General features: G+C 71.0%; 22 protein-coding genes. 7 read left to right on the forward strand and 15 right to left on the reverse strand.

Annotated elements, in window-relative coordinates:
• Positions 1-3 precede the first annotated feature (3 nt).
• The 7 genes from folP to dacB form a co-directional block, all read right to left on the reverse strand.
• Complete coding sequence (gene folP / locus HGG74_RS11165; protein ID WP_168486420.1) at positions 4-909, reverse strand: dihydropteroate synthase; 906 nt, start codon at positions 907-909, stop codon at positions 4-6.
• 52 nt (positions 910-961) lie between these two features.
• On the reverse strand, positions 962-1,573 hold the full coding sequence (gene folE, locus HGG74_RS11170; protein ID WP_168486421.1) for a GTP cyclohydrolase I FolE: 612 nt from the start codon (positions 1,571-1,573) through the stop codon (positions 962-964).
• A gap of 6 nt (positions 1,574-1,579) precedes the next feature.
• A complete protein-coding gene (ftsH, locus tag HGG74_RS11175) occupies positions 1,580-3,625 on the reverse strand; it encodes an ATP-dependent zinc metalloprotease FtsH (protein ID WP_168486422.1) in 2,046 nt (681 codons plus the stop codon).
• Between the two features lie 158 nt (positions 3,626-3,783).
• Positions 3,784-4,335 carry a hypoxanthine phosphoribosyltransferase gene (hpt, locus tag HGG74_RS11180; RefSeq protein ID WP_168486423.1) on the reverse strand — a complete coding sequence of 184 codons (552 nt, stop codon included), beginning with the start codon at positions 4,333-4,335 and terminating at the stop codon, positions 3,784-3,786.
• A 13-nt stretch (positions 4,336-4,348) separates the two neighbouring features.
• Complete coding sequence (gene tilS, locus HGG74_RS11185) at positions 4,349-5,452, reverse strand: tRNA lysidine(34) synthetase TilS (protein WP_168486424.1); 1,104 nt, start codon at positions 5,450-5,452, stop codon at positions 4,349-4,351.
• Positions 5,449-6,600, reverse strand: a complete 1,152-nt coding sequence (locus tag HGG74_RS11190; RefSeq protein ID WP_168486425.1) for an Rv3626c family coenzyme F420 biosynthesis-associated protein — start codon at positions 6,598-6,600, stop codon at positions 5,449-5,451. The genes tilS and HGG74_RS11190 overlap by 4 nt, the downstream gene beginning before the upstream one ends.
• 65 nt (positions 6,601-6,665) lie before the next feature.
• On the reverse strand, positions 6,666-8,087 hold the full coding sequence (dacB, locus tag HGG74_RS11195; RefSeq protein WP_168486426.1) for a D-alanyl-D-alanine carboxypeptidase/D-alanyl-D-alanine endopeptidase: 1,422 nt from the start codon (positions 8,085-8,087) through the stop codon (positions 6,666-6,668).
• Between the two features lie 184 nt (positions 8,088-8,271).
• On the opposite strand from dacB, the gene HGG74_RS11200 reads away from it, so the two are divergent.
• The 4 genes from HGG74_RS11200 to HGG74_RS11215 all read left to right on the forward strand — a co-directional run bounded on the left by HGG74_RS11200 (position 8,272) and on the right by HGG74_RS11215 (position 10,825).
• On the forward strand, positions 8,272-8,844 hold the full coding sequence (locus tag HGG74_RS11200; protein ID WP_168486427.1) for an inorganic diphosphatase: 573 nt from the start codon (positions 8,272-8,274) through the stop codon (positions 8,842-8,844).
• 112 nt (positions 8,845-8,956) lie between these two features.
• A complete protein-coding gene (locus HGG74_RS11205; RefSeq protein ID WP_376766134.1) occupies positions 8,957-9,652 on the forward strand; it encodes a DsbA family protein in 696 nt (231 codons plus the stop codon).
• A gap of 50 nt (positions 9,653-9,702) precedes the next feature.
• The gene (locus HGG74_RS11210) at positions 9,703-10,320 is read left to right on the forward strand and encodes a hypothetical protein (RefSeq protein WP_168486428.1); all 618 of its coding nucleotides are present in this window, start codon (positions 9,703-9,705) and stop codon (positions 10,318-10,320) included.
• A 76-nt stretch (positions 10,321-10,396) separates the two neighbouring features.
• Positions 10,397-10,825: a DUF1761 domain-containing protein gene (locus HGG74_RS11215; protein WP_168486429.1), complete on the forward strand. Its 429-nt coding sequence runs from the start codon at positions 10,397-10,399 to the stop codon at positions 10,823-10,825.
• 8 nt (positions 10,826-10,833) lie between these two features.
• Here the strand turns inward: HGG74_RS11215 and HGG74_RS11220 are convergent, their stop codons facing one another.
• Positions 10,834-11,715 carry an HAD family hydrolase gene (locus tag HGG74_RS11220; RefSeq protein WP_168486430.1) on the reverse strand — a complete coding sequence of 294 codons (882 nt, stop codon included), beginning with the start codon at positions 11,713-11,715 and terminating at the stop codon, positions 10,834-10,836.
• Between the two features lie 104 nt (positions 11,716-11,819).
• On the reverse strand, positions 11,820-13,100 hold the full coding sequence (gene serS / locus HGG74_RS11225) for a serine--tRNA ligase (protein ID WP_168486431.1): 1,281 nt from the start codon (positions 13,098-13,100) through the stop codon (positions 11,820-11,822).
• Between the two features lie 125 nt (positions 13,101-13,225).
• Here serS and HGG74_RS11230 point away from each other — a divergent pair, with 125 nt between their 5' ends.
• Positions 13,226-14,311: a diacylglycerol/lipid kinase family protein gene (locus tag HGG74_RS11230; RefSeq protein ID WP_168486432.1), complete on the forward strand. Its 1,086-nt coding sequence runs from the start codon at positions 13,226-13,228 to the stop codon at positions 14,309-14,311.
• 42 nt (positions 14,312-14,353) lie between these two features.
• Here HGG74_RS11230 and HGG74_RS11235 read toward each other — a convergent pair whose 3' ends face one another.
• The 4 genes from HGG74_RS11235 to HGG74_RS11250 all read right to left on the reverse strand — a co-directional run bounded on the left by HGG74_RS11235 (position 14,354) and on the right by HGG74_RS11250 (position 17,251).
• Positions 14,354-14,842: a hypothetical protein gene (locus HGG74_RS11235; RefSeq protein WP_168486433.1), complete on the reverse strand. Its 489-nt coding sequence runs from the start codon at positions 14,840-14,842 to the stop codon at positions 14,354-14,356.
• An 85-nt stretch (positions 14,843-14,927) separates the two neighbouring features.
• The gene (locus HGG74_RS11240) at positions 14,928-15,995 is read right to left on the reverse strand and encodes a DNA topoisomerase IB (protein ID WP_168486434.1); all 1,068 of its coding nucleotides are present in this window, start codon (positions 15,993-15,995) and stop codon (positions 14,928-14,930) included.
• Complete coding sequence (gene pheA, locus HGG74_RS11245; RefSeq protein ID WP_168486435.1) at positions 15,995-16,921, reverse strand: prephenate dehydratase; 927 nt, start codon at positions 16,919-16,921, stop codon at positions 15,995-15,997. The genes HGG74_RS11240 and pheA overlap by 1 nt, the downstream gene beginning before the upstream one ends.
• Positions 16,922-16,924: 3 nt before the next feature.
• Positions 16,925-17,251, reverse strand: coding sequence for a rhodanese-like domain-containing protein (locus HGG74_RS11250; RefSeq protein WP_168486436.1), 327 nt, complete (start codon positions 17,249-17,251; stop codon positions 16,925-16,927).
• A gap of 133 nt (positions 17,252-17,384) precedes the next feature.
• Between HGG74_RS11250 and HGG74_RS11255 the strand changes: the two genes are divergently transcribed.
• Together HGG74_RS11255 and HGG74_RS11260 are read left to right on the forward strand one after the other, a co-directional pair.
• On the forward strand, positions 17,385-18,128 hold the full coding sequence (locus HGG74_RS11255) for a Type 1 glutamine amidotransferase-like domain-containing protein (RefSeq protein WP_168486437.1): 744 nt from the start codon (positions 17,385-17,387) through the stop codon (positions 18,126-18,128).
• 23 nt (positions 18,129-18,151) lie between these two features.
• Positions 18,152-19,534, forward strand: a complete 1,383-nt coding sequence (locus tag HGG74_RS11260; protein ID WP_168486438.1) for an amidase — start codon at positions 18,152-18,154, stop codon at positions 19,532-19,534.
• 24 nt (positions 19,535-19,558) lie between these two features.
• On the opposite strand, the gene HGG74_RS11265 is transcribed toward HGG74_RS11260, so the two are convergent.
• Together HGG74_RS11265 and HGG74_RS11270 are read right to left on the reverse strand one after the other, a co-directional pair.
• A complete protein-coding gene (locus tag HGG74_RS11265; protein WP_168486439.1) occupies positions 19,559-20,023 on the reverse strand; it encodes a DUF4190 domain-containing protein in 465 nt (154 codons plus the stop codon).
• Positions 20,024-20,305: 282 nt separating this feature from the next.
• The coding region (locus HGG74_RS11270; RefSeq protein ID WP_512698805.1) for a ferredoxin--NADP reductase domain-containing protein at positions 20,306-21,154 on the reverse strand (849 nt) is incomplete at its 5' end.

Raw genomic sequence — 21,154 nt, forward strand, 5'->3', positions numbered from 1 at the left:
GCCTTACCCGGCCCAGGCGGCGGCGACTTTGACCGCGTCCAGATTCGGGCCGGCGTCGTGCACGCGCACGCCCCAGGCCCCGCCGGCGGCCGCCAGCGCCGTGACGGCCAGGGTGGCCCCGTCGCGCTCCTTGGGCGCGGGCGCCTTGCCGTCGGCGGACAGCAGGGTGCCCAGGAACCGCTTGCGCGAGGCCCCCACCAGCACCTTGTGGCCCAGCGCGGCGAACTGCGGCAGGGCACGCAGCAGCGCCCAGTTGTGTTCACCGGTCTTGGAAAAGCCCAGTCCCGGATCCAGGATGATCTGCTCCGGGTCCACGCCGGCGGCGGTGAACTTGTCCCGCAGCCCGGCCAGCTCGGCGAGCACCTCGGCCACGACGTCGCCGTAGTGGGCGTCCGGGTCCTGGTGGCGCGCGTCGCCGCGGCGGTGCATCAGCACGTAGGGGACCTTGCGTTCGGCAATCAGCGCCGGCATGGCCTCGTCCACGGTCATCCCGGAGACGTCGTTGATGATGGCGGCGCCGGCGTCCAGGGCCGCACGGGCGGTGGAGACGTTCATGGTGTCCACGCTGACCAGCGCGCCGGCCTTCACCAGCGCCTCGATGACCGGCAGGATCCGGGCCTGCTCCTCCTCCGGGCTGACCCGCCGGGCGCCGGGGCGGGTGGACTCGCCGCCCACGTCGATGATGTCCGCCCCGCCGTAGTGCAGCGCGAGGCCGCGGGCGATGGCGGCCTCACGGTCGACGTGTTCGCCGCCGTCGCTGAAGGAGTCCGGGGTGACGTTGAGGATCGCCATGACCACCGCGCGGTCCGCGGGCAGGTCCGAAAACCGCTTCGGCCCGCGCACCTGGCGCACGGCCGGCAGCGGGGAGGTTGCCGGTCCGGTCCCGGGAACTGCCGCAAGTGAATCCATCAATGTCTGCTACCGCTTCCTGTTCGTAAGGTCCTGCTGCCGGGGCGTGCGCCTACCGGCCGAGGATCAGGCTCATCGCCTCGGCCCGGGTGGCCTGCTGCCGGAGCTGTCCGCGCACCGCGGAGGTGACCGTCTTGGCGCCGGGCTTGCGTACCCCGCGCATGGACATGCACATATGCTCGCACTCGATGACGACGATCGCCCCGCGCGGATCCAGGTGCTCCTCGAGCGCCTCGACGATCTGGGTGGTCAGCCGCTCCTGCACCTGCGGCCGGCGCGCGTAGATCTCCACCAGCCGCGCCAGCTTGCTCAGGCCCGTCACCTTGCCGTCCGCGGAGGGGATGTAGCCGATGTGGGCCAGGCCGTGGAACGGCACCAGGTGGTGCTCGCAGGTGGAGTAGAAGGGGATGTCCTTGACCAGGACCAGCTCTTCGTGGTCGATGTCGAAGGTCACCGCCAGGACCTCGGCGGGTTCCTGGTGCAGGCCGGCGAACATCTCGGCGTAGGCCTTGGCCACCCGGCGCGGGGTTTCGACCAGCCCGTCGCGGTCCGGATCCTCCCCGACGGCTACCAGGATTTCGCGGACGGCCTTCTCGATCCGGGCCAGGTCGACGGTAGCGTCAATTTCCAGCTCGGCGATCTCATCATCGTATGCGGTCACCATAGGATCCTAGCTGCCCGACCCCGGAGGCACATCACCGGGCAGCTCGGGCACGCCCTGGGCCGGATCCACAATGACCGAGCCGTGGCCCTCCTCGCGCACCGACTGGCCGCGGCCGGAGTTGGTCCGGGCCGCCTCGGCGCGCTCCTTCGGGCTCAGCACCGGCGGCAGCTTGTGGACCGGGCGGGTCTCCTTGGACAGCCAGACATGGCGCTCGTCGCGCTTGCGCAGGTCCTGGAAGATCTCGGCGATTTCGGCCTGGTTCAGCGTCTCGCGCTCGAGCAGGGCCAGGGCCAGCCGGTCCAGCACGTCCCGGTTCTCGGTCAGGATCTCGTAGGCCTCGTCATGGGCGGTGTCGATCAGCCGGCGGACCTCCTCGTCGACCACGAAGGCGACATGGTCCGAATAGTTGCGCTCGTGCGACATGTCCCGGCCCAGGAACGGCTCGCCGCCGCCCTGGCCCAGCTTCACCGCACCCACGCGTTCGCTCATGCCGTACTGGGTGACCATCTTGCGGGCAGTGCCGGTGGCCTTTTCGATGTCGTTGGAGGCACCGGTGGACGGATCGTGGAAGACGATCTCCTCCGCGACCCGGCCGCCCATGGCGTAGGCGAGCTGGTCCAGCAGTTCGTTGCGGGTGATCGAGTACTTGTCGTCCTCGGGGACCACCATGGTGTAGCCCAGTGCCCGGCCGCGCGGCAGGATGGTGACCTTGGTGACCGGGGCGGTGTTGCGCAGCGCGGCCGCGACCAGGGCGTGGCCGCCCTCGTGGTAGGCGGTGATCTTGCGCTCGTGCTCGCGCATCACCCGGGAGCGCTTCTGCGGGCCGGCCATGACGCGGTCGATCGCCTCGTCCAGGGCGCGGTCGTCGATCAGCTGGGCGTTGGACCGCGCGGTGAGCAGGGCGGCTTCGTTCAGGACATTGGCCAGGTCCGCCCCGGTGAAGCCGGGGGCGCGCTTGGCCAAAGATCGCAGATCCACGCCCGGGGCCATCGGCTTGCCGGCGGCGTGCACCTGCAGGATCCGCTCGCGGCCTTCCAGGTCCGGGGCCTCGACGGCGACCTGGCGGTCGAAGCGGCCCGGGCGCAGCAGCGCCGGGTCCAGCACGTCCGGGCGGTTGGTCGCCGCGATCAGGATGACGTTGGTCTTCACGTCGAAGCCGTCCATCTCGACCAGCAGCTGGTTCAGCGTCTGCTCACGCTCGTCGTTGCCGCCGCCGACGCCGGCGCCGCGGTGCCGGCCGACGGCGTCGATCTCGTCCACGAAGATGATCGCCGGCGAGTTGGCCTTGGCCTGCTCGAACAGGTCGCGCACGCGCGAGGCACCCACACCGACGAACATTTCCACGAAGTCCGAACCGGAGATGGAGAAGAAGGGCACGCCGGCCTCGCCGGCGACGGCGCGGGCCAGCAGGGTCTTGCCGGTGCCCGGAGGCCCGTAGAGCAGCACACCCTTGGGGATCTTGGCACCGACGGCCTGGAACTTGGCCGGTTCCTGCAGGAACTCCTTGATTTCGTGCAGTTCCTCCACTGCCTCGTCCACGCCGGCCACGTCCGCGAAGGTGACCTGCGGCATGTCCTTGGAGATCAGCTTGGCCTTGGACTTGCCGAACTGCATGACCTTCGAGCCGCCGCCCTGCATGCGCGAGAGCAGGAACCAGAAGATCAGGCCGATGATCAGGATGGGCAGGATCAGGCTGACGAAGCTGGTGAACCAGTTGTTCTCGATCGGCTGGTCGGTGAAGCTTTCCACGTTCGAGGCGTTGACCGCCTGGACCACTTCCGGCCCGCGCGGGACGCTGTAGAAGAACGTGATGTTCCTGCCCTTGTTCGCGCCGTCGACCACATAGTCTTCCCGCAGGGTCAGCTCCACGCTCTGCGCGCCGTCGCTGATCCGCGCTTCCTGCGCCTGGTTGTCGCGCAGCAGCTGCAGGCCGACGCTCGTGTCCACGCGGGTGGACTGGGGGCCGGCCAGGTTGGGCACGGCGATCAGCAGGATTGCCAGGACCAGCACAATCCAGAAGATCGGTCCCTTGAAAATGTTCTTCAATTTCATGCGTCTTGGGGGCTTGGCGCCCCGTCCTCCTGCTTGCTAGCGCGTGGTGCTGATAGGTCCGCTATACACAGCTATACACCGTGCGGAAAGGATCACGCACGGCGGGGAAGAATAGTTCCCTTTCGGCGTACAAGCAAGGCACCGGCGCCGGCCGCAGCCTACTCGTAGACGTGCGGGGCGAGGGTGCCCACAAAATCCAGGTTGCGGTACTTCTCCGCGAAATCCAGGCCATAGCCCACCACGAATTCGTTGGGAATATCGAAGCCGACGTACTTGACGTCCAGGTCCACCTTGGCCGCGGCAGGCTTGCGCAGCAAGGTGCAGATCTCCACCGTGGCCGGGCCGCGGGAGAGCAGGTTCGTCTTCAGCCAGGACAGGGTCAGGCCGGAGTCGATGATGTCCTCGACGATGAGCACATGCTTGCCCATCAGGTCCGTTTCCAGGTCCTTCAGGATCCGGACCACGCCCGAGGACTGGGTGCCGGAGCCGTAGGAGGATACCGCCATCCAGTCCATCTTCACGTGGCTGTGCAGCGCGCGGGCCAGGTCGGCCATCACCATCACGGCACCCTTGAGCACGCCCACGATGAGCAGTTCGCGGCCCTCGTAGTCCTTGTCGATGTCGGCAGCCAGCTCGGCGATGCGCTGCTGGATCTGTTCCCTGCTGTACAGAACGTGCTTGAGGTCCGCCTGGACGTCGCTGGTTTCCACCAATTACTCCCGTTTAGTGATCTGCCGGTTGGCCGGTTGTCCTAAACACAAGATTGCCATAGCCGCGTGCGTCTTGGGGAACCCGCTGCGTGCGCACCCTGCGGTAGACGCTGACTTTGCCGGCCAGCTGCACCGGGCCGGCCGAGCCCTGCCGGCGCAGCAGGGCTTCGGCCGCCAGCAGCCGCTCGTAGCTGGGGTTTTCCCCGCCCATCTCCGCCGCGGCGAGCGCGATCACCCGGTGCCGCATGGCATCCGGCAGCCCGGCCAGCCCGGCCCGGTCCAGCTCGATGCCCTCGGCGCTGGCGCTGCGCAGCCTGGCGTACTCGGCACTGGCCAGCGAGTCCAGGTAGTCGGCGTCGGCCCGCAGGATCCGGGCCGAGCGCCACAGCGCCCGGGCCACGCCGGGGCCCAGCTCCTCCTCGAGGAACGGCAGCACCCGGGTGCGCACCCGCGAGCGCAGGTACGCCGGGTCGGTGTTCGTCGGATCGTGCCAGGGCGCCAGGCCCTCGATCCGGCACAGCTGTTCGGTGTCCGTGCGGCGCAGTTCCAGGAACGGCCGCAGGAAGAGCCCGCGGCGGGCCGGCATGCCGGCCAGCGAGCGGGTGCCGGATCCGCGGCCCAGGCCCAGCAGCACCTGCTCGGCCTGGTCGTCCAGGGTGTGCCCGAGCAGCACGGCCGCGGCCCCGAGCTCGGCGGCGGCCGCTTCCAGCGCCGCGTAGCGGGCGGTGCGGGCGGCGGCCTCCGGCCCCATCCCGGCGGCCTGGACCGAGACCCGGCGCAGCTGGACCGGGTCCAGGCCCAGCTGTTCCAGCTGGGCCCGGGTCCGCCCGGCGACGGCAGCGCTGCCCGGCTGCAGCCCGTGGTCCACGACGACGGCGCCGACCCGGAACGCGCGCGTGCCGTCCCGGCGCGGGCGGCCGAAGTAGGCCGTCACCGCCGCCAGCGCCAGCGAATCAGGCCCGCCGCTGCAGGCCACCAGCAGCAGCGGCGGCTCAGCGGCCGGCACCGGTGCCCCGGGCAGCAGCTCCAGGGCGGCGCGCAGGTGGTTGCGGGCGGTGCCTACCAGCGGGTCCAGGCGCCGCTTGCGCGCCCTTGTGGTTCCGGCCTCCGGGCTCATGCCCGGGAATAGTCCATGCGGCTGATCCACAGCTCCGGCTGGTGGATCTCCTGCTCGGTCGGCAGGTTTTCGGCCCGCTCCCAGACCCGGTTGAAGCCCTCCATGCCCACCCTGTCCACCACGGCGCGCACGAATTTGGCGCCGTCGGTGTACTGCCGGGCCTTGGCGTCCAGGCCCATCAGCCGCCGCACCCAGTTCTCCAGGGCCGAGCGGTTCTTGCTGCGGGCGTTGAAGCGCTGCCGGATGGTCTTCACGGTGGGCACCACCGAGGCATCCACCGCGTCCATGACCACGTTGGCATGGCCCTCGAGCAGGCTCATGACCGCTGTCAGGTGCGAAAAGACAGCCTTCTCCTCGGGCCCGCGGAACAGCTCGAGCAGGCTGCCGGCGGCGCCCTCCCCGGCGGCCGGTTCCTGCCCGGAGGCGGCGGCCTTGGCGCTGGAGGCCAGCACCTTCAGCGCCTGCTGCAGGCGGTCGCCGAGCGAGTCGGCCTTGGCGGCAATGCTGCTGGAGAGCTCGCTGATCTGCTCGAGCATGTGCGCGCGCAGCCACGGGGCGGCTGCGAACTGCACCCGGTGCGTCTGCTCGTGCAGGCAGACCCAGAGCCGGAAATCGGCCGGCTCCACGTTCAGTTCCTGCTCCAGGGCGATGATGTTCGGCGCCACCAGCAGCAGCCGGCCGCCGGCCGGTCCGCCGGGCAGCAGCGCGCTGAACGGATCGTACTGGCCGAGCACCTTGCTGGAGAGGAAGGAGAGGATGGCGCCCATCTGCGTCCCGGTCACCGCGCTGCCCAGGGCCGTGGCGGCGCTCTTGAGCTGGTCCGGCCGCTTCTCCGCCAGTGCCTTCAGCGCCGGCTGCAGCATGAGCTCGAAGCTGCGGGCATTGGCCTTGGACCAGGCGGCGCGGTCCACGACCAGCACCTGGGAATCGCGCAGGTCCCGGGCCGCGTCCAGGCCCGTGATCCGGTGCACGTGGTCCACGGACACGTCGGCGAGTCCGCGCAGGTTCTCGACGGCGGAGCGGATCTGCGTGCCGGAGAGCTTCGGGCCGGCGGGCGTGAGCCGGGCGGCCGTGGTGGCGGCCAGCTCCCAGTTGATCAGCCGCGGGAGCGGCGCGGAATGGTTTGCTGAGCTGGCTGTAGTGTCCATCAGTTTCCCATCAGACCACATCAGGGTGCTCGCGGTCACCACCCCTCCGCCCGGCGCCGCACTCCTTACCGGCAGCCGCAGCCGGCCAGCAGCGCCGCGGCCCGGTCCGCCGCGGCCCGGGCCTGCGCCGTCGAGTTGCTCAGGTCGTTGGCCACGAAGGAGAAGACCAGCAGCCGGTTCTCCGCGGTGACCACGTAGCCGGTGAGCGCGGTGACCGCGTTCAGCGTGCCGGTCTTGGCCCGGACCAGGCCTGCCCCGGCCTGGTTCTCCAGCGTGTACCGGCTGTCCAGGGTGCCGCTCAGTCCGGCGATCGGCAGGCCCGACAGGCCGGCGCGCAGCGAGGTGTTGGCCCCGTTGGTGATGGCCGCGACCACCGCGGCCAGCTGCACGGTGGAGACCCGGTTGCGCAGCGACAGCCCGCTGGCATCGGTGATCAGCATGCCCTCCGTGGGGACCCCGAGCCGGGCGACCGCTTCCCGGACCGCCTCGGTGCCGCCGCCGAAGGAGCCGGGCTTGCCGCTGGCCAGCGCGGTATTGCGCGCCAGTACCTCGGCCACGTAGTTGTCCGATTCCTGCAGCATGTAGTCGACCTGGTCCGCCACCGGGGCCGATTCCACGCGGGCCAGCTCGGCGGCCTGGGCCGGGGCAGTACCCCGCGCCACGGTGCCGGCCACGCTCAGGCCGCTGCCGGCCAGCTCCTCGGCCAGCGCGGCGCGGAAGGCCTGCCCGGCGGCCAGCGCCGGATCCGCGGCATAGGCGCCGCCGGCGGAGGCGCGGCCGGCGTACATCGCCAGCGGGTAGACCGGGCCCACCTGTCCGGAGGCCACATCGGCCGGATCCCAGCCCGGGCTGATCACCGGGCCGGCGTAGGCGCTGTCATCCACCAGGATGGCCAGTTCGCCGCCGGCTTTCTCCGCCCGGAGTGCCTTCGCCGTCGCGGCCGCCAGCGTGGCCAGGCCCGCCCGGCCGAGCGTGCCGGCCGGCCCGCCCCGGCGCTCCGATTCCCCGGCGGTCAGCAGGCTGTCCCCGCCGCCGCGCAGCACCAGGGTTCCCGGCTTGCCCCCGCGCAGCACGGAGGTGTCGAACCTCTCATCCGGCCCCAGCACCGACAGTGCCGCGGCGGCCGTGAGCAGCTTCATATTGGAGGCCGGGATGCGCGGCTGCCGGCCGGACCGGTTGTACAGCACCTGCCCGGTGGCGGCATCGGCCACCGTTGCCGCGAAGGCACCGCCCTCGAACGCCAGCGCCTGGTCCAGCAGGCCGGCCAGCACCTTCGGTTCCGGCACCGGCGCCGAATCCTCCAGCGCTGTGATGGTCCCCGGCCCGGAGAGCTGCCCGGGCACTTGCTGCGCCGGTGGCGGCGCGGACTCCGACGCGGACTGTGGTGCCCAGTCGGCCCGGGCGAGGTTCAGGCCCGCGGGGACGGCAACGGCCGCGTAGGCGGCGGCGAGCAGTACGGAAGTGAGCACGCGGAAGCCACGGTTCATGCGGTCCTCCCGGTGTTTCCGTTGCTTGCTGTGCCCCAAGTGTGAACGCCCGTGCGGCCGGCCGATGCCGGGCCGGGGACGCAAGGCCTATATCGTTAAGGGTAAACCGGCGCGGGGTATCGGCCCGATTCACCACCGGCCTGTGCCCGCGCCCGGATCAGCAGCCGTTACCCAGGAGCATGCCATGAAGCACGATGTGACCATCGAGATCCCCAAGGGATCGCGGGTTAAGTACGAAATCGACCACGAGACCCACCGCCTCCGACTGGACCGTGTCCTGTTCACGGCCATGCAGTACCCGACGCACTACGGCTACTTCGAGGACACCTTGGGCGAGGACGGGGATCCGCTGGACGCCATGCTGCTGCTGCAGGACTTCGACCTGCTGCCGGGCGTGCTGGTCGAGGCCCGCCCGATCGCCGTCTTCAACATGACCGACGACGGCGGCGGCGATGCCAAGGTGCTGTGCGTGCCCACCGACCCGCGCTTCGACCACATCCAGGAACTCTCCGATGTTCCCGAGTTCCTGGTCAAGGAGATCGAGCACTTCTTCACCCGGTACAAGGACCTGGAGCCGGGCAAGTGGGTCAAGGCCGAGGGCTGGTCCGACCGGGCCGCCGCCGAGGCCGAGCTGGAAGCCTCGATCAAGCGCTTCTCCGCCGAAGGCGAGGCCTCCGCTCCCGACGAGCCGCAGGGCCGCGACGTCGACGGCGGAACCTCCGGCGGCAGCGAGCCGCAGGGCCGCGACGTCCGCTGACCCTCCGGCAGGACATCCGTACCAGGACGTTTCCACTGCCGGCCGGGCGGCCCGCGCCGCCCGGCCGGCAGTTCCCCAGCAGCATCTTGCTCCGCCCCGCACTAGGACCTTTGTGAATTCCAGCACCGCCCAAGCCAGCGATCCGACCACACCGACCAAAACCACCAAGGCACGCATCGTCGTCTGGATCCTGATGGGGCTGCTGGTCCTGACGGGCACCCTGGGCTTCGCCGTCGCCCGCGGCGCGGCCACCGGCACCGCCCCGGAGGATGCCGGGCAGGTGGTCCGGGCCAACAGCCGGGTGCTCTCCCAGGCGCCCGACGAAAAGGCGCAGCTGGTCGAGTTCCTCGACTTCGAATGCGAAGCCTGCCTGGCCGCGCACCCCTTCGTCGAGGAACTGCGCCGGGAGCACGGGGACACCGTCACCGTCATCCACCGCTACTTCCCGATGCCGGGCCACCGCAATGCCATGAACGCCGCGATCGCCGTCGAGGCCGCCGCCCAGCAGGGCAAGTACGCGGCCATGCACCGGAAGATGTTCCGGACCCAGACCCAGTGGGGCGGCTCGGCAGAGGACAAGAGTGCCCTCTTCCGCAGCTTCGCCCAGGACCTGGGCCTGGACCTGGCCGCCTACGACCGCGCCGTCGCCGACCCGGCCACGGCCGACCGCATCCGCCTGGACAAGGCGGACGGCCTGGCCCTGGGCATCAGCGGCACCCCGACCTTCTTCCTCAACGGCGAACCGCTGGTGGCGGACTCGCTGGAGGAATTCCGCGCCCTCGTCGAAAAGGCGGCGCAGCGCCCCTAGGGACTGCGGCGCTCCCCGGCCGCCGGTTGCCGCGCGGGCATACTGGGGGCATGTACGTGCTCACCCTGAACCAGCGCGGCCCGCGCGCCGCGGGGGACCCGGCCACGGAGCTGGTCAAGGCACTGCGCCACCTGCCCGCGCTGGTCCCCTTCCAGCGGTCCGCCGGCGGCGGGGCCATCGGCGTCGTCACCGATCCGGAAACCGCCGTCCACGCTGCCCTGGCCGCCCTGCGCCGCCGCTGGCAGGTGGGCATCGGCGCCGCCCCGGTGCACCGGCAGCTGCCGGACACCGCCGGGGAGGTCCGCGGCCCGGGCCTGGCGTACGCGCGCACCGCGGCGGACCGGGCACGGAAGACCGGCGGCCGGGTGCCGCTGGCGGTGGCCGGGCCGGGCCCGGAGGCGGCGGCCGACGCCGAAGCGGTGCTGCGGCTGCTGGGCGGCATTGTGGCCGGGCGCACCGAGGCCGAGTGGAAGGTGCTGGACCTGCTTACCCCCGGTGCCCGCGGACAGCAGCGGCTCGTGGCGCAGGAACTGGGCATCACCAGCCAGGCCGTCAGCAACGCGGTCATCCGCTCCCGCTGGGCGGAGGAATGGGCCTGCCGCCCCGCGGCCGCGCGGTTGCTGCGGCTGGCCCAGGGGCCGCCGCAGGCCGGGGCGGTCTGTTCCTGACCGCTCCGGCAGGCTTACAATCCGGTCAACCCCGGCAGCCGTCAGGGCTGGCCAACCCCGGACCAAGGAGTGCGCCGTGATTCCCGAAATCAACGTGTGGGCGGTACTGGCGGCGACCGTGGCCAGCCTGGTCGTCGGTTCACTCTGGTATGCCCGGAAGGTTTTCGGCAACTACTGGATCCGGACCTCCGGGGTCAGCGACGAACAGCTCAGCAGCCGGTCGCCCCGGCCAATCATCATCACCGTGGTAGTCAGCTTCGTCAGCGCCTGGGTACTGGCCGGGGCTGCAGCCATCGCCCAACCCTTCTACGGCGGCAGCTTCCTGGCGAACTCGGTGGTCACGGCCCTGATCCTCTGGGCCGGTTTCACCGCCGCGCGCTTCATCACCCACGACGCCTTCGAGGGCCGTCCGGCGGGGCTGACGCTGGTGAACATCGGCCACGAGCTGGCGACATTCCTGGTGATGGCGTTGGTGATCGGCCTGTTCGGCATCACCTCAGCCTGAGGCCGGCCTCAGCGCAGCAGGCTGCGCAGCACGGTGGCGGCACCGTCCTGCTCCACGGTCCCGGTGATCTCCTTGGCGACGGCCGCAACTTCGGCAGGCGCCTGGCCCATCGCGACGCCGCGGGCGGCCCAGTCCAGCATCTCGATGTCGTTGCGCCCGTCCCCCATGGCCACGGTGTGGGCCGGGTCCACCCCGAGTTCGCGGCGCAGGGATTCCAGGGCGCTGGCCTTGGTGACCCCGTGCGCGGCAATATCGAGCCAGGCGCTCCAGCCCACCGAGTAGGACACCCCGTGCAGGCCGGCGCTTTCGATCGCGCGGGCGAATTCCTCGGGGGTGTTTTCGGCACTGGAGACGACCACGCGGACCGCCGTCGAATCGGCCAGGGTGTCGAAGTCCACGCCGACGGCCTCGATGCCGAAGGTGGCATCCTGGAAGCGCTCGGTGGACAGGAAACGGCCTTCCTCGTCCTCCAGGGCGAATTTGGCCGTGGGCAGCTTGGTGCGCAGCGCGCGCAGGGCAGGCCCCGGGTTGAAGGTGACCCTGTCGACAACCTCGTAGCCGTCCTCCAGGCCGGTATCGATCCGCAGCGTCACCCCGCCGTTGGAGCAGACCGCATAGCCGCGGGTCAGGCCGATCAGTTCGATCACCGGCAGCGTCGCGTTCAGCGACCGGCCGGTGGCCACCACCACCAGGTGTCCGGCCTCCACCACGGCCTGCGCGGCCTCGCGCACCGCGGGGCTCATGTGGCCGTCGTGGTTGACCAGGGTGCCGTCAACGTCCAGGGCGACGAGCTTGCGGGCCCCGTCCAGGGACCCGCCGGCCAGGTCCGCCATTTTCGTTCCGCGCTGGTCCTCGGTGCCAGCGGCAGCGTTCTCTGCTGTAGTTGTCATTCCATTAGTGAACCAGACACCCCGGGGCAGCCGGTAGGATCCCGTTCACAACCCTGGGTGAACTCCGGGTGAGCGGCAGGGCGCCGGTACCGGTTGTCAGCCGGTCAGAGAACCGGCAGGACCTCCTGGCCGCCCATGTACGGACGCAGCGCCGCCGGGACGGTGACCGACCCGTCGGCGTTCTGGTGGTGCTCGAGCATGGCCACGATCCAGCGCGTGGTCGCCAGGGTGCCGTTGAGCGTGGCTGCGGTCCGGGTCGCCTTCTTCTCTCCGCCGGCGGGCCGTTCGCGGACGTTGAGCCGGCGGGTCTGGAAGGTGGTGCAGTTGGAGGTGGAGGTCAGCTCGCGGTAGGCGTTCTGCGTCGGCACCCAGGCCTCGCAGTCGAACTTGCGCGCGGCGGAGGTGCCCAGGTCGCCGGCGGCAATGTCGATCACCCGGTAGGGCAGTTCCACCTTGGCCAGCATCTCCTCTTCCCAGGCCAGCAGCCGCCGGTGCTCGTCGGCGGCGTCCTCCACGGTGGTGTAGCTGAACATTTCCACCTTGTTGAACTGGTGGACGCGGATGATGCCGCGGGTGTCCTTGCCGTGGGACCCGGCCTCGCGGCGGTAGCAGGAGGACCAGCCGGCGTACCGGATGGGCCCGCCGGACAGGTCCAGGATCTCGTCCGCGTGGTAGCCAGCCAGGGGCACCTCCGAGGTGCCCACCAGGTACAGGTCGTCCTCGGCCAGCCGGTAGATCTCGGCGTCGTGAGCCACGTCGAAGCCGGTGCCCTGCATGGTCTCCGGGCGCACCAGCGTGGGGGTGATCATCGGCGTGAAGCCGGCCGCCAGGGCCTGGTCCATGGCCATGTTCAGCAGGGCGATCTCCAGCCGCGCCCCCACGCCCTTGAGGAAGTAGAAGCGGGCGCCCGAGACCTTGGCCCCGCGCTCCATGTCGATGGCCCCGATCAGCTCGCCGATCTCCAGGTGGTCCCGCGGCTCGAAGCCGTCCTTGGAGAAGTCGCGCGGCTCGCCCACCGTCTTGACGACCTTGAAGTCGTCCTCGCCGCCGGCCGGGACGCCGTCCTCGATCAGGTTCGGGATGCGGCGCAGCAGGGCTTCCTGCTCCGCCTGCGCCACCTCCGAGGCGGTCTGGGCGGCCTTGACCTCGGCGGCGAGTTCCTTGACCTCGGCCAGCAGCTTCTGCTTTTCCTCCCCCTTGGCCTGCGCCACCTTCTTGCCGAAGGCGTTCTGCTCGGCCCGCAGGGACTCGTAGTGGTTGATCGCCTCGCGCCGGGCGATGTCCGCGGCTATCACCGCGTCGACCAGGGACTCGTCTGCACCCCGGGCCCGCTGGGAGGCACGGAAAATCTCGGGATTGGCGCGAAGTTCATTTACATCGATCACCAGCACAGTCTAACGGCCGAGGGTCCCGCCGCGAGCGCAGCGAGCGGGGGGAGGCCGTTGGCTGCCGTGCAAAAAACCCGTCCGGAACCGCGGCGTTCAGACCGGCGGCTATTCTAAGGACAATCATGGACACTCAGTGGTTGGCAGTCCTGGCCGCCGCGATCACCGCGGTGGTCCTCGCCGTGAGCTGGCTGGCCGCCCGGCACCTGCCGCGCATCCGCCCGGAGGCTTCCCCGCCCCTCCCGCCGGCCGGCAGCCAGCGGGTGGCACTGATCCTGCACCCGCTGAAGAACGCCGCCGCGGCCGCGCAGGAGAAGGTCGCCGCCGCGTGCGCCGAAGCCGGCTGGCAGGAACCGCTGGTCCTGGAGACTACGCTGGAGGACCCTGGCCACGCCCAAACCCGGCAGGCGCTCCGCGCCGGTGCCGACGTCGTCCTGGCCGCCGGCGGGGACGGCACCTTGCGGGTGGTGGCGGCGGAACTGGCCGGCGGGACCGTGCCGGTGGGGCTGGTGCCGCTGGGCACCGGGAACCTGCTGGCCCGGAACCTGGGAATGGACCCGAACAACCTCGAGGCCAACATCCGCACCGCCCTCTTCGGCCACAACCGCAGGATCGACACGGCGACCATCACACTGGAGAACAGGCACACGCGGGAAACCTCCACGGACACCTTCCTGGTGATCGCCGGCATCGGCACCGATGCCGAGGTGCTCGCGGACACCAAGGAGGAGCTGAAGCGGCGGTTCGGCTGGATGGCCTATTCCGAGGCGGGGGTGCGGCACCTGCCCGGCAGGCGCCAGCGGGTCACCATCCGGGTCGACGACGGGCCGGCGGAGCACCGCCGGATCCGCAGCATCCTGTTCGCCAACTGCGGCCGGATGCCCGCCGGGGTCCACTTCGTGCCGGACGCCCTGCTGGACGACGGCGAACTCGACGTCGTGGTGCTCAGCCCGCGCAGTGTGCTCGGCTGGGTCTGGATCGGGGCGAAAACCGTGCTGAAGCACCGCGCCGAGATCCCGGTCATCGACTACATCCGGGCCAAAAAGGTCCACATCACCGCGCACGAGCCGATGAATACCCAGCTCGACGGCGACCCCTACGGCCATGTCACCTCGCTGACCGTGCAGGTGCGGCCGGCCTCGCTGTCCATCCGCGTGGATCCGGTGGTGCTGCGCAACAACCCGGACGCACACTCCTTCAGTGAAAAGTGAGCCGTCCGCCAGCCGCGTCACCAACCACCGGGCCTGATACGGCTAGGCTTCGTCTCCGCTTCCTCCGCCCGGGTAGGTTCCGCCGCGGTGGTACTCGTCGTCGCTGGCATCCGCCTCAGGGGTGCCGGCCAGATCCTCGTCGGGCACGTCCAGGGCTTCGGCGGCCGCATCCATCCCCGGCCCCTCGCCCTGCTCGCGCAGCCGGTCGCCGGGGCCGGTGGGGAACCGTCCGTGCGACTGCTCCTCGATCAGCCGCTGCTCCTCGGCCAGGCGCAGGTCGTTGCCCAGGTCCCCGACGTCCCCGACCCGGTTCTCGCGGGCCGTCTGGGTCAGCTGTTCCTCGACGGCGCCCTGCGCCGTATCCTGTCCGCCGACGTTGCCCCGCTGGGCGTCATCCGCCACCTGTCCGGCCGGCGGATCCGTCTCCCCGGCCGCCGTCCGGTCCGTCTGCGGATCCGCCTGCCGGTCCGCGGCCCGGCCCGTCTCCGGGTCCGTCTCCCGCTCCGTTGCCCGGTCGAATTCTTCGGTCATGGCCCTGCCTTTCCGTAGACGCCGCTGCCTGAACAACCATCAGCTTACTTACTACCCGCGGCTGCGGAAACCTGGCGGGGCGTCCTCAGCCGGCGAGGAACCGCCGGACGGCCGCTTCGGACACCCTGCCCGAATTCAGCGGAACCGTCTCGCCGTCCATGAACCTGTCCACGATCCTCGGGTCCACGTAGGACTTCCGGGCGACGGCGGGCGTATTGCCCAGGTGCTCGGCAACCTCCCGCATGGTCGCGGCGACGGCGCGGCGGCGGGCGGTTTCGCTGACCCCGCCGGCCCGCCGCTGGCCCTGGGTGCGCTGCCGGACGGCAGCACCGGCAGCGGCGCGGCGCGCCTTCGCCGCCCGGGCGTGGCGCGCTTCCGAGCGCAGGGCCTTGTCCGCCTTGGCCAGGGACCCGGCGGCCAGCAGGGTCGCCTGCCAGGTCCGGAAGTCCTTGGCGGTGAAATCCCCGCCGCTGATCCTGCGCAGGTAGTCGTTGAGTGCGCCCGCGTCCAGGCTGTGCCAGACGCCGTCCTGCAGATAGCCCAGGGCCGTGGTGCTGCCGCCCTCCAGGACCCCGGCGATGAAGGCTGCCACCGCCTCGTCCTCGAGGACCGTCTGCCACTGCTGGCCGCTCTTGCCCGGAAAGTCCAGCTCGATGAGGGGACCCTTGACGCTGACGTGCGAGGCCTGCAGCGTGGTCACCCCGTAGGAGCCGTTGCTGTCGGCGTACTCGGAGCTGCCCACGCGCAGCGCGCCGATGTCCATGATCCGCAGCGCCGCGGCATGGGCCCGTTCCCGGGTGAATCCGGGTGCCGCCAGGTCCCGCGTGACGGCGGCGCGGATGGCCGGCAGCCGTGCGGCGAAGTCCAGGGCGTGCTCGAACTTGCGGGCGTCCTGCCGCTGGCGCCAGAACGGGTGGTAGATGTACTGCCGGCGCCCGGCGTCGTCGATTCCGACGGCCTGGATATGCCCGTTGGCGTAGGGGCAGATCCACACCCGGCGCCAGGCCGGCGGGATGGCCAGCGCCTTGACGCGCTCCAGCTCGTCCGGGTCGCGCAGGGCAGTGCCGTCCGTGGACCGGTAGCTGAAGCCCGGCCCCCTCCGGCGGCGGGTGTAGCCCGGCCCGGTCCAATCGCTGCGGCGCAAACGCGGCATCAGCGCCCTTTCAGGATCCCCTCTACCCAGGCATGCGCCTGGCGGAAAGCTTGGTCCTGATGATACCGCGGCACCGTGTAGCCGCGGCGGTCCTCGCGGGGATAGGAGCCCAGGAAACGCAGCTGCGGGCTGATCCGGTGCAGCCCGCGCACCGCGTCGGCGACGCGTTCCTCGGCCAGGTGCCCGTCGGCGTCGATGCTGAAGAAGTAGTCGCCCAGGAACTGGCCGGTGGGCCGGGACTCGATCCGGCTCAGGTTCACCCCGCGGGTGGCGAACTGCTCGAGGATCTCCATCAGCGCACCGGGCCGGTCCTCCGGCAGCGGGACCACCAGGGTGGTCTTGTCCGCCCCCGTCGGGGCCGGCAGCGGACCGGGCTTGCTGACCAGGACAAAGCGCGTGACGGCGTCGGCCACGTCCCCGATGTCCTCGGCGAGTACGTGCAGGCCCCGCTGCTGGGCCACCAGCGGGGCGCAGATGGCGGCGTCGTACGGGCAGTTGTCGGCCAGCAGCCCCACGGCCGCGGCCGCCGTGGAGGACCCGGGCATGTATTCGGCCTTGGGAATATTGCGGTCGCACCACTGCTTGCACTGCGCCCAGGCGTGCGAGTGGGTGGACACTACCTTGATGTCGTCCAGCGACAGCCCCGGCTTGGCCACCAGCACGAAGCGGATCGGCACCAGCTTCTCGCCGATAATGCCCAGCGGCTCGCCGGTGGCGATCGCGTCCAGGGTGGCGCTGACCCCGCCTTCGACGGAATTCTCGATCGGCACCATGGCCGCATCGGCCTCGCCGGTGCGGACCTTCTCCAGCGCGATGCTCACGTTCGGGGACGGGATGCGCACCGCTTCCGCGGCGCCGGGCACCTGCAGCAGGGCAGCCTCGGTGAAGGTCCCCTCCGGGCCCAGGAAGGTATAGATGGAGGCCATCGGCTACAGCACCGTCGGCTGCTGGCCGGTGTCGGAGACCATCTCGCGGCCGGCTTCCATCCACGCATCCATGCCGCCGCTGACATTGACCGCCGAGTAGCCGTGGCCGACCAGCCAGGCCGCGGCCCGGTGCGAGCGGCCGCCGGTCCGGCAGATCACGTACAGGTCCTCGTCCGGGTCCAGCTCCTCCAGGCGCTCCGGCAGCTGGCCCAGCGGAATATGTACGGCGCCGTCGATATGGCCCGCTTCCCATTCATAGTCCTCGCGGACATCGAGGACAGTGGCCTCCGGGCCGATGCTGTCCACGCCTACATTCTCGACGCCGCTCATGGAACCTCCGAATAGCGCTGCGCAATCATCTGGGCGACAGCCGGGACCGGCGGGAACCGCTGGCACCGGGCCGTCCACTCCAGCCTATAGTGGGATCACCCGTGCACCTTAATAAACCGACCGAGGTACTTGTATGGCCGCCGAACAGCCCACCATCCTGGCCACCTCCGGTGGCTACAAGCCCGGCCACCGGACCAGGCTCGAGTTCAACCACCTGGTCCACTACGCCGTCGAACTTTCCGGCGCGGCCGGCCGCGCGCCCCGGATCACCCACCTGGGCACCGCCGGCGGGGACCAGCGGGCCTTCAACAGCGACCTCAGCGACGCTGCCCGGGTGGCCGGCTTCGACCTGGTGCACCTGAACCTGTTCACCATGCCCAATATCGCCGACATGGAGGAGCACCTGCTGGAGCAGGACGTGGTCTGGGTCAACGGCGGCTCGGTGGCCAACCTGCTGGCCGTGTGGCGGGTGCACGGGCTGGATGCGATCTTCCGGCGGGTCTGGGAAGCCGGCGTGGTGCTCGCCGGGGTCTCGGCCGGCTCCATCTGCTGGTTCCGCGGCGGCACCACCGACTCCTTCGGCCCCCAGCTGCGCCCGGTCTCCAACGGACTGGCCCTGCTGCCCTTCGACAACGGCGTGCACTACGACTCCGAGCCGCAGCGCCGGCCGCTGGTCCACCGGCTGGTCGCCGACGGCACCCTGGGCGAGACGCACTGCACCGACGACGGCGCCGGGCTGCTCTACCGGGGCACCGAACTGGCCGAGGCGGTCACCGAAGTGGAGGGCAGGCAGGCCTGGCGGGTGACCGCGCACGCCGGGGACGGCCCGGAGGCGGTGGCCCTGGAGGAGCCGATCGAGACCCGCTACCTCGGCTAGCGCGGGGGCGCACCGCAACCGGCATGGCCGAACTGCATGAACTCACCGCGCTGCAGCAGCGCGACGCGATCCGCCGCGGCGAAGTCGGCGCGCTCGAACTGACCCGGCACTACCTGGCCCGGATCGAGCAGCTCAACCCCCGCCTCGGCGCCTTCGTCACCGTCACCGCCGAGGCTGCACTGGCGCACGCCCGCGCGGCGGACGAGCAGCAGGCGCACGGGGCGGAACTGCCCCGGCTGCACGGCCTGCCGCTGGCCTTCAAGGACCTGACCGACGTCGCCGGGGTGGCGACCACGCACGGCAGCTCGGCCCTGGACCACGAGCCGGCCCGCTTCAGCCACACCCTGGTCCAGGTGCTGCAGGAGGCGGGGGCGGTCAGCCTCGGCAAGACGCAGGTCCCGGAGTTCGGCCTGACCGCCTACAGCGAGAACCGGGTCGCGGCCCCGGCCCGCAATCCGCTGGACCCGGCGCTGAGCCCTGGCGGTTCCTCCGGCGGCAGCGCCGCGGCCGTCGCCGCCGGCCTGCTGCCTTTCGCGCCCGGCACCGACGGCGGCGGGTCCATCCGGATCCCGGCGGCGGCCACCGGGATCCTCGGGCTGAAGCCCGGACGCGGCCGGGTGCCGGCCGGGTCGCCCGGCGAGCACCCCGGCGCCCTGGTGGTCGCCGGCCCGCTGGCCCGCACCGCCGCCGATGCCGGACTGCTGCTGGACGCGATGGTGGACGAGCCGGTGGCCAGGGCCGCCTGGCCCGGGGAGCCGGGCTTCCTGGCCGCCGCCCTGCACGCGGAGGGCAGGTTCCGGATCGGCGTCAGCACGGCCTCGCCGTTCGCCGCCGCATATCCGCTGGGGCTGGAGCCGGAGGCGCAGGCGGCCCTGGACGCGGGCATCCGGCTGCTCGCCGGACTGGGGCACGACGTCGCCGAGACCAACTTCCGCTACGACAACCGCTACCCGCAGGCCTTCCACACCGTCTGGACCGCATCCCTGGCGGGGCTGCAGATTCCGGCCCGCCGCGAGGCACAGCTGATGCCGCTGACCCGCGCCTTCCGGCTCCGCTCGCTGCGGCGGCCGCCCGGTGCCCTCGAGCAGGCCCTGGCGGTGCTGGCCAGGTTCGCCGAGGATACCCGCGCCCAGTACGCCGCCTACGACCTGGTCCTGACCCCGGCACTGGCGCAGACGCCCCGCCCGCTGGGCTGGTACACCGGAGTGGACCCCGAGGCGGACTACATGCGCCAGTGCCAGTACTCGCCGTACAGTTCCATGGTCAATGTCTGCGGGCTGCCGGCCGTGGCGGTGCCGGTGCACACCACGGCCCAGGGATTGTCCATGGGCATCCAGCTGATCGGCCGGCCCGGTGCGGAGGCGCAGCTGCTGGCCGTCGCCGCGCAGCTGGAGGACGTGCGCTGAGCCGCCGGCGCCGCGCCCTGCCGGCTACGGGGCGAAGACCGCGCCGACCGCCACGAAGAACAGCAGCACGGCCCAGATTGCGGCCACAATGTAGCCCATGATCAGGCCGGCCAGGGCCATGGTCCGGCCCGCCGGCTCGCGGCGCAGGGCCAGGTGGCCGAACACGATGGCCAGGATCTGCGGGATGAAGAACAGCCCGATCGTCACCATGGACACCAGGCCGCAGACCAGCGCGGCGACGCTCAGGCCCCTGGCGGCCGGCTGGCCGAGGCCGTAGCCGGGCTGCCCGTAACCGGGCGTGCCGTAGGTGCCGTAGCCGGGCGGCTGCTGCATCCCGTAACCGGGCTGGTAACCGTAGGGGCCCGGGGCGGCACCCGGACCCGGCGGCGGCAGCGGCCGTTCCGGCTGCTTCGCGGACGGATCCGTGTACCAGGCCGGATGGGTCGGGTCGTTGAAGGGCGGGGTGTTGTCGTGCTCCTGGCCTGCCATGTCCTGTCCCCCGTCCGTCATCGGATGCAAACTCTGCCTCCCCTCAGTGTAGGACGGGTTGCCGGCTGCAGCCGGGGAGATGGGCGGCAACATTGGGAGTCCGGCACTAACGTACTGACAGAGTCTGCGACCAAGGCCAAGTCCCTTTGGTCCCGGCTGCCGTCAGGCCTGAGTCCCCGACCTTGTGAGCCTGGAACTGCCGGACTCACAGAGTCTGCAACGGCGGGCGGGCCGGTCTTCCGAATCAACTGGAAGACCGGCCCGCCCATGCGGCATGGATGGCTACAGCACGGAGCCGGCCTGCAGGGCCGCGGCACCGGCGGGCCTGGAGATCCCGACCATGTCCTCGCGGGACACCACCTTGACGCGCTCGCGCACCACCGGGCCGCGGGAGGTCTGCACCGTGCCGGCGGCCTCGCCCAGCTCCCGCTCGTGGGCATCCAGCTTCAGCCAGCCTTCCCAGGTGGTGTACTCCACGCCGCGCCCGTCCAGCAGCTGCAGCAGTGCCTCTTCCTCCGGCTGCTCGGCCGCCGGCAGGGACCCCAGGTCGGCGAGCAGGTGGTTGATGGTTTCCAGGGCGTCGCCCTTGGTGTGCCCGATCAGGCCCACCGGCCCGCGCTTGATCCAGCCGGTGGCGTAGAGGCCGGGTACCGGCTTCCCGCCGGCGTCCAGCACGCGGCCCTCGACGTTCGGGACCACCCCGAGCTGGCCGTCATATTCGACGTCCGGAAGGGCGGAGCCGAAGTAGCCGATGGCCCGGTAGACGGCCTGCACCGGGTACTCGACGATCTCGCCGGTGCCGCGCACATTGCCGGTCCCGTCCAGCTCGTTGCGCTCGAACCGGATGCCGGCGACCTTGCCCGGAGCCTCCGGGGAGTCGTAGATCTCCACCGGGGTGTGCAGGAAGTGCAGGTGCAGCCGGCGGGAAGCCGTGAACTCCGAGGGGTCCTCCGGCTGCTCGGCGATCCAGTTGGTGAGCGTACCGACCATGGTCTTGGTCTGGTTGTTGCTCTGGATCTGGCGGTCCGACTCCTCGTCGAATTCGAAGTCCTCCGGGTACAGGATGATGTCGACGTCGTGCGAGTGGGAGAGCTCGCGCAGCTCCAGCGGGGTGAACTTCACCTGCGCCGG

Source organism: Arthrobacter mobilis, from assembly GCF_012395835.1.
In the GTDB taxonomy this organism is placed as follows: domain Bacteria; phylum Actinomycetota; class Actinomycetes; order Actinomycetales; family Micrococcaceae; genus Crystallibacter; species Crystallibacter mobilis.

Bases quoted from the DNA above. Each gene is read 5' to 3' on its own strand.
- folP (WP_168486420.1), bottom strand. From the start codon at position 909: ATGGATTCACTTGCGGCAGTTCCCGGGACCGGACCGGCAACCTCCCCG.
- folE (WP_168486421.1), bottom strand. From the start codon at position 1,573: ATGGTGACCGCATACGATGATGAGATCGCCGAGCTGGAAATTGACGCT.
- ftsH (WP_168486422.1), bottom strand. From the start codon at position 3,625: ATGAAATTGAAGAACATTTTCAAGGGACCGATCTTCTGGATTGTGCTG.
- tilS (WP_168486424.1), bottom strand. From the start codon at position 5,452: ATGAGCCCGGAGGCCGGAACCACAAGGGCGCGCAAGCGGCGCCTGGAC.
- HGG74_RS11190 (WP_168486425.1), bottom strand. From the start codon at position 6,600: ATGGACACTACAGCCAGCTCAGCAAACCATTCCGCGCCGCTCCCGCGG.
- dacB (WP_168486426.1), bottom strand. From the start codon at position 8,087: ATGAACCGTGGCTTCCGCGTGCTCACTTCCGTACTGCTCGCCGCCGCC.
- HGG74_RS11200 (WP_168486427.1), top strand. From the start codon at position 8,272: ATGAAGCACGATGTGACCATCGAGATCCCCAAGGGATCGCGGGTTAAG.
- HGG74_RS11210 (WP_168486428.1), top strand. From the start codon at position 9,703: ATGTACGTGCTCACCCTGAACCAGCGCGGCCCGCGCGCCGCGGGGGAC.
- HGG74_RS11220 (WP_168486430.1), bottom strand. From the start codon at position 11,715: ATGACAACTACAGCAGAGAACGCTGCCGCTGGCACCGAGGACCAGCGC.
- HGG74_RS11230 (WP_168486432.1), top strand. From the start codon at position 13,226: ATGGACACTCAGTGGTTGGCAGTCCTGGCCGCCGCGATCACCGCGGTG.
- HGG74_RS11235 (WP_168486433.1), bottom strand. From the start codon at position 14,842: ATGACCGAAGAATTCGACCGGGCAACGGAGCGGGAGACGGACCCGGAG.
- HGG74_RS11240 (WP_168486434.1), bottom strand. From the start codon at position 15,995: ATGCCGCGTTTGCGCCGCAGCGATTGGACCGGGCCGGGCTACACCCGC.
- pheA (WP_168486435.1), bottom strand. From the start codon at position 16,921: ATGGCCTCCATCTATACCTTCCTGGGCCCGGAGGGGACCTTCACCGAG.
- HGG74_RS11250 (WP_168486436.1), bottom strand. From the start codon at position 17,251: ATGAGCGGCGTCGAGAATGTAGGCGTGGACAGCATCGGCCCGGAGGCC.
- HGG74_RS11255 (WP_168486437.1), top strand. From the start codon at position 17,385: ATGGCCGCCGAACAGCCCACCATCCTGGCCACCTCCGGTGGCTACAAG.
- HGG74_RS11260 (WP_168486438.1), top strand. From the start codon at position 18,152: ATGGCCGAACTGCATGAACTCACCGCGCTGCAGCAGCGCGACGCGATC.
- HGG74_RS11265 (WP_168486439.1), bottom strand. From the start codon at position 20,023: ATGGCAGGCCAGGAGCACGACAACACCCCGCCCTTCAACGACCCGACC.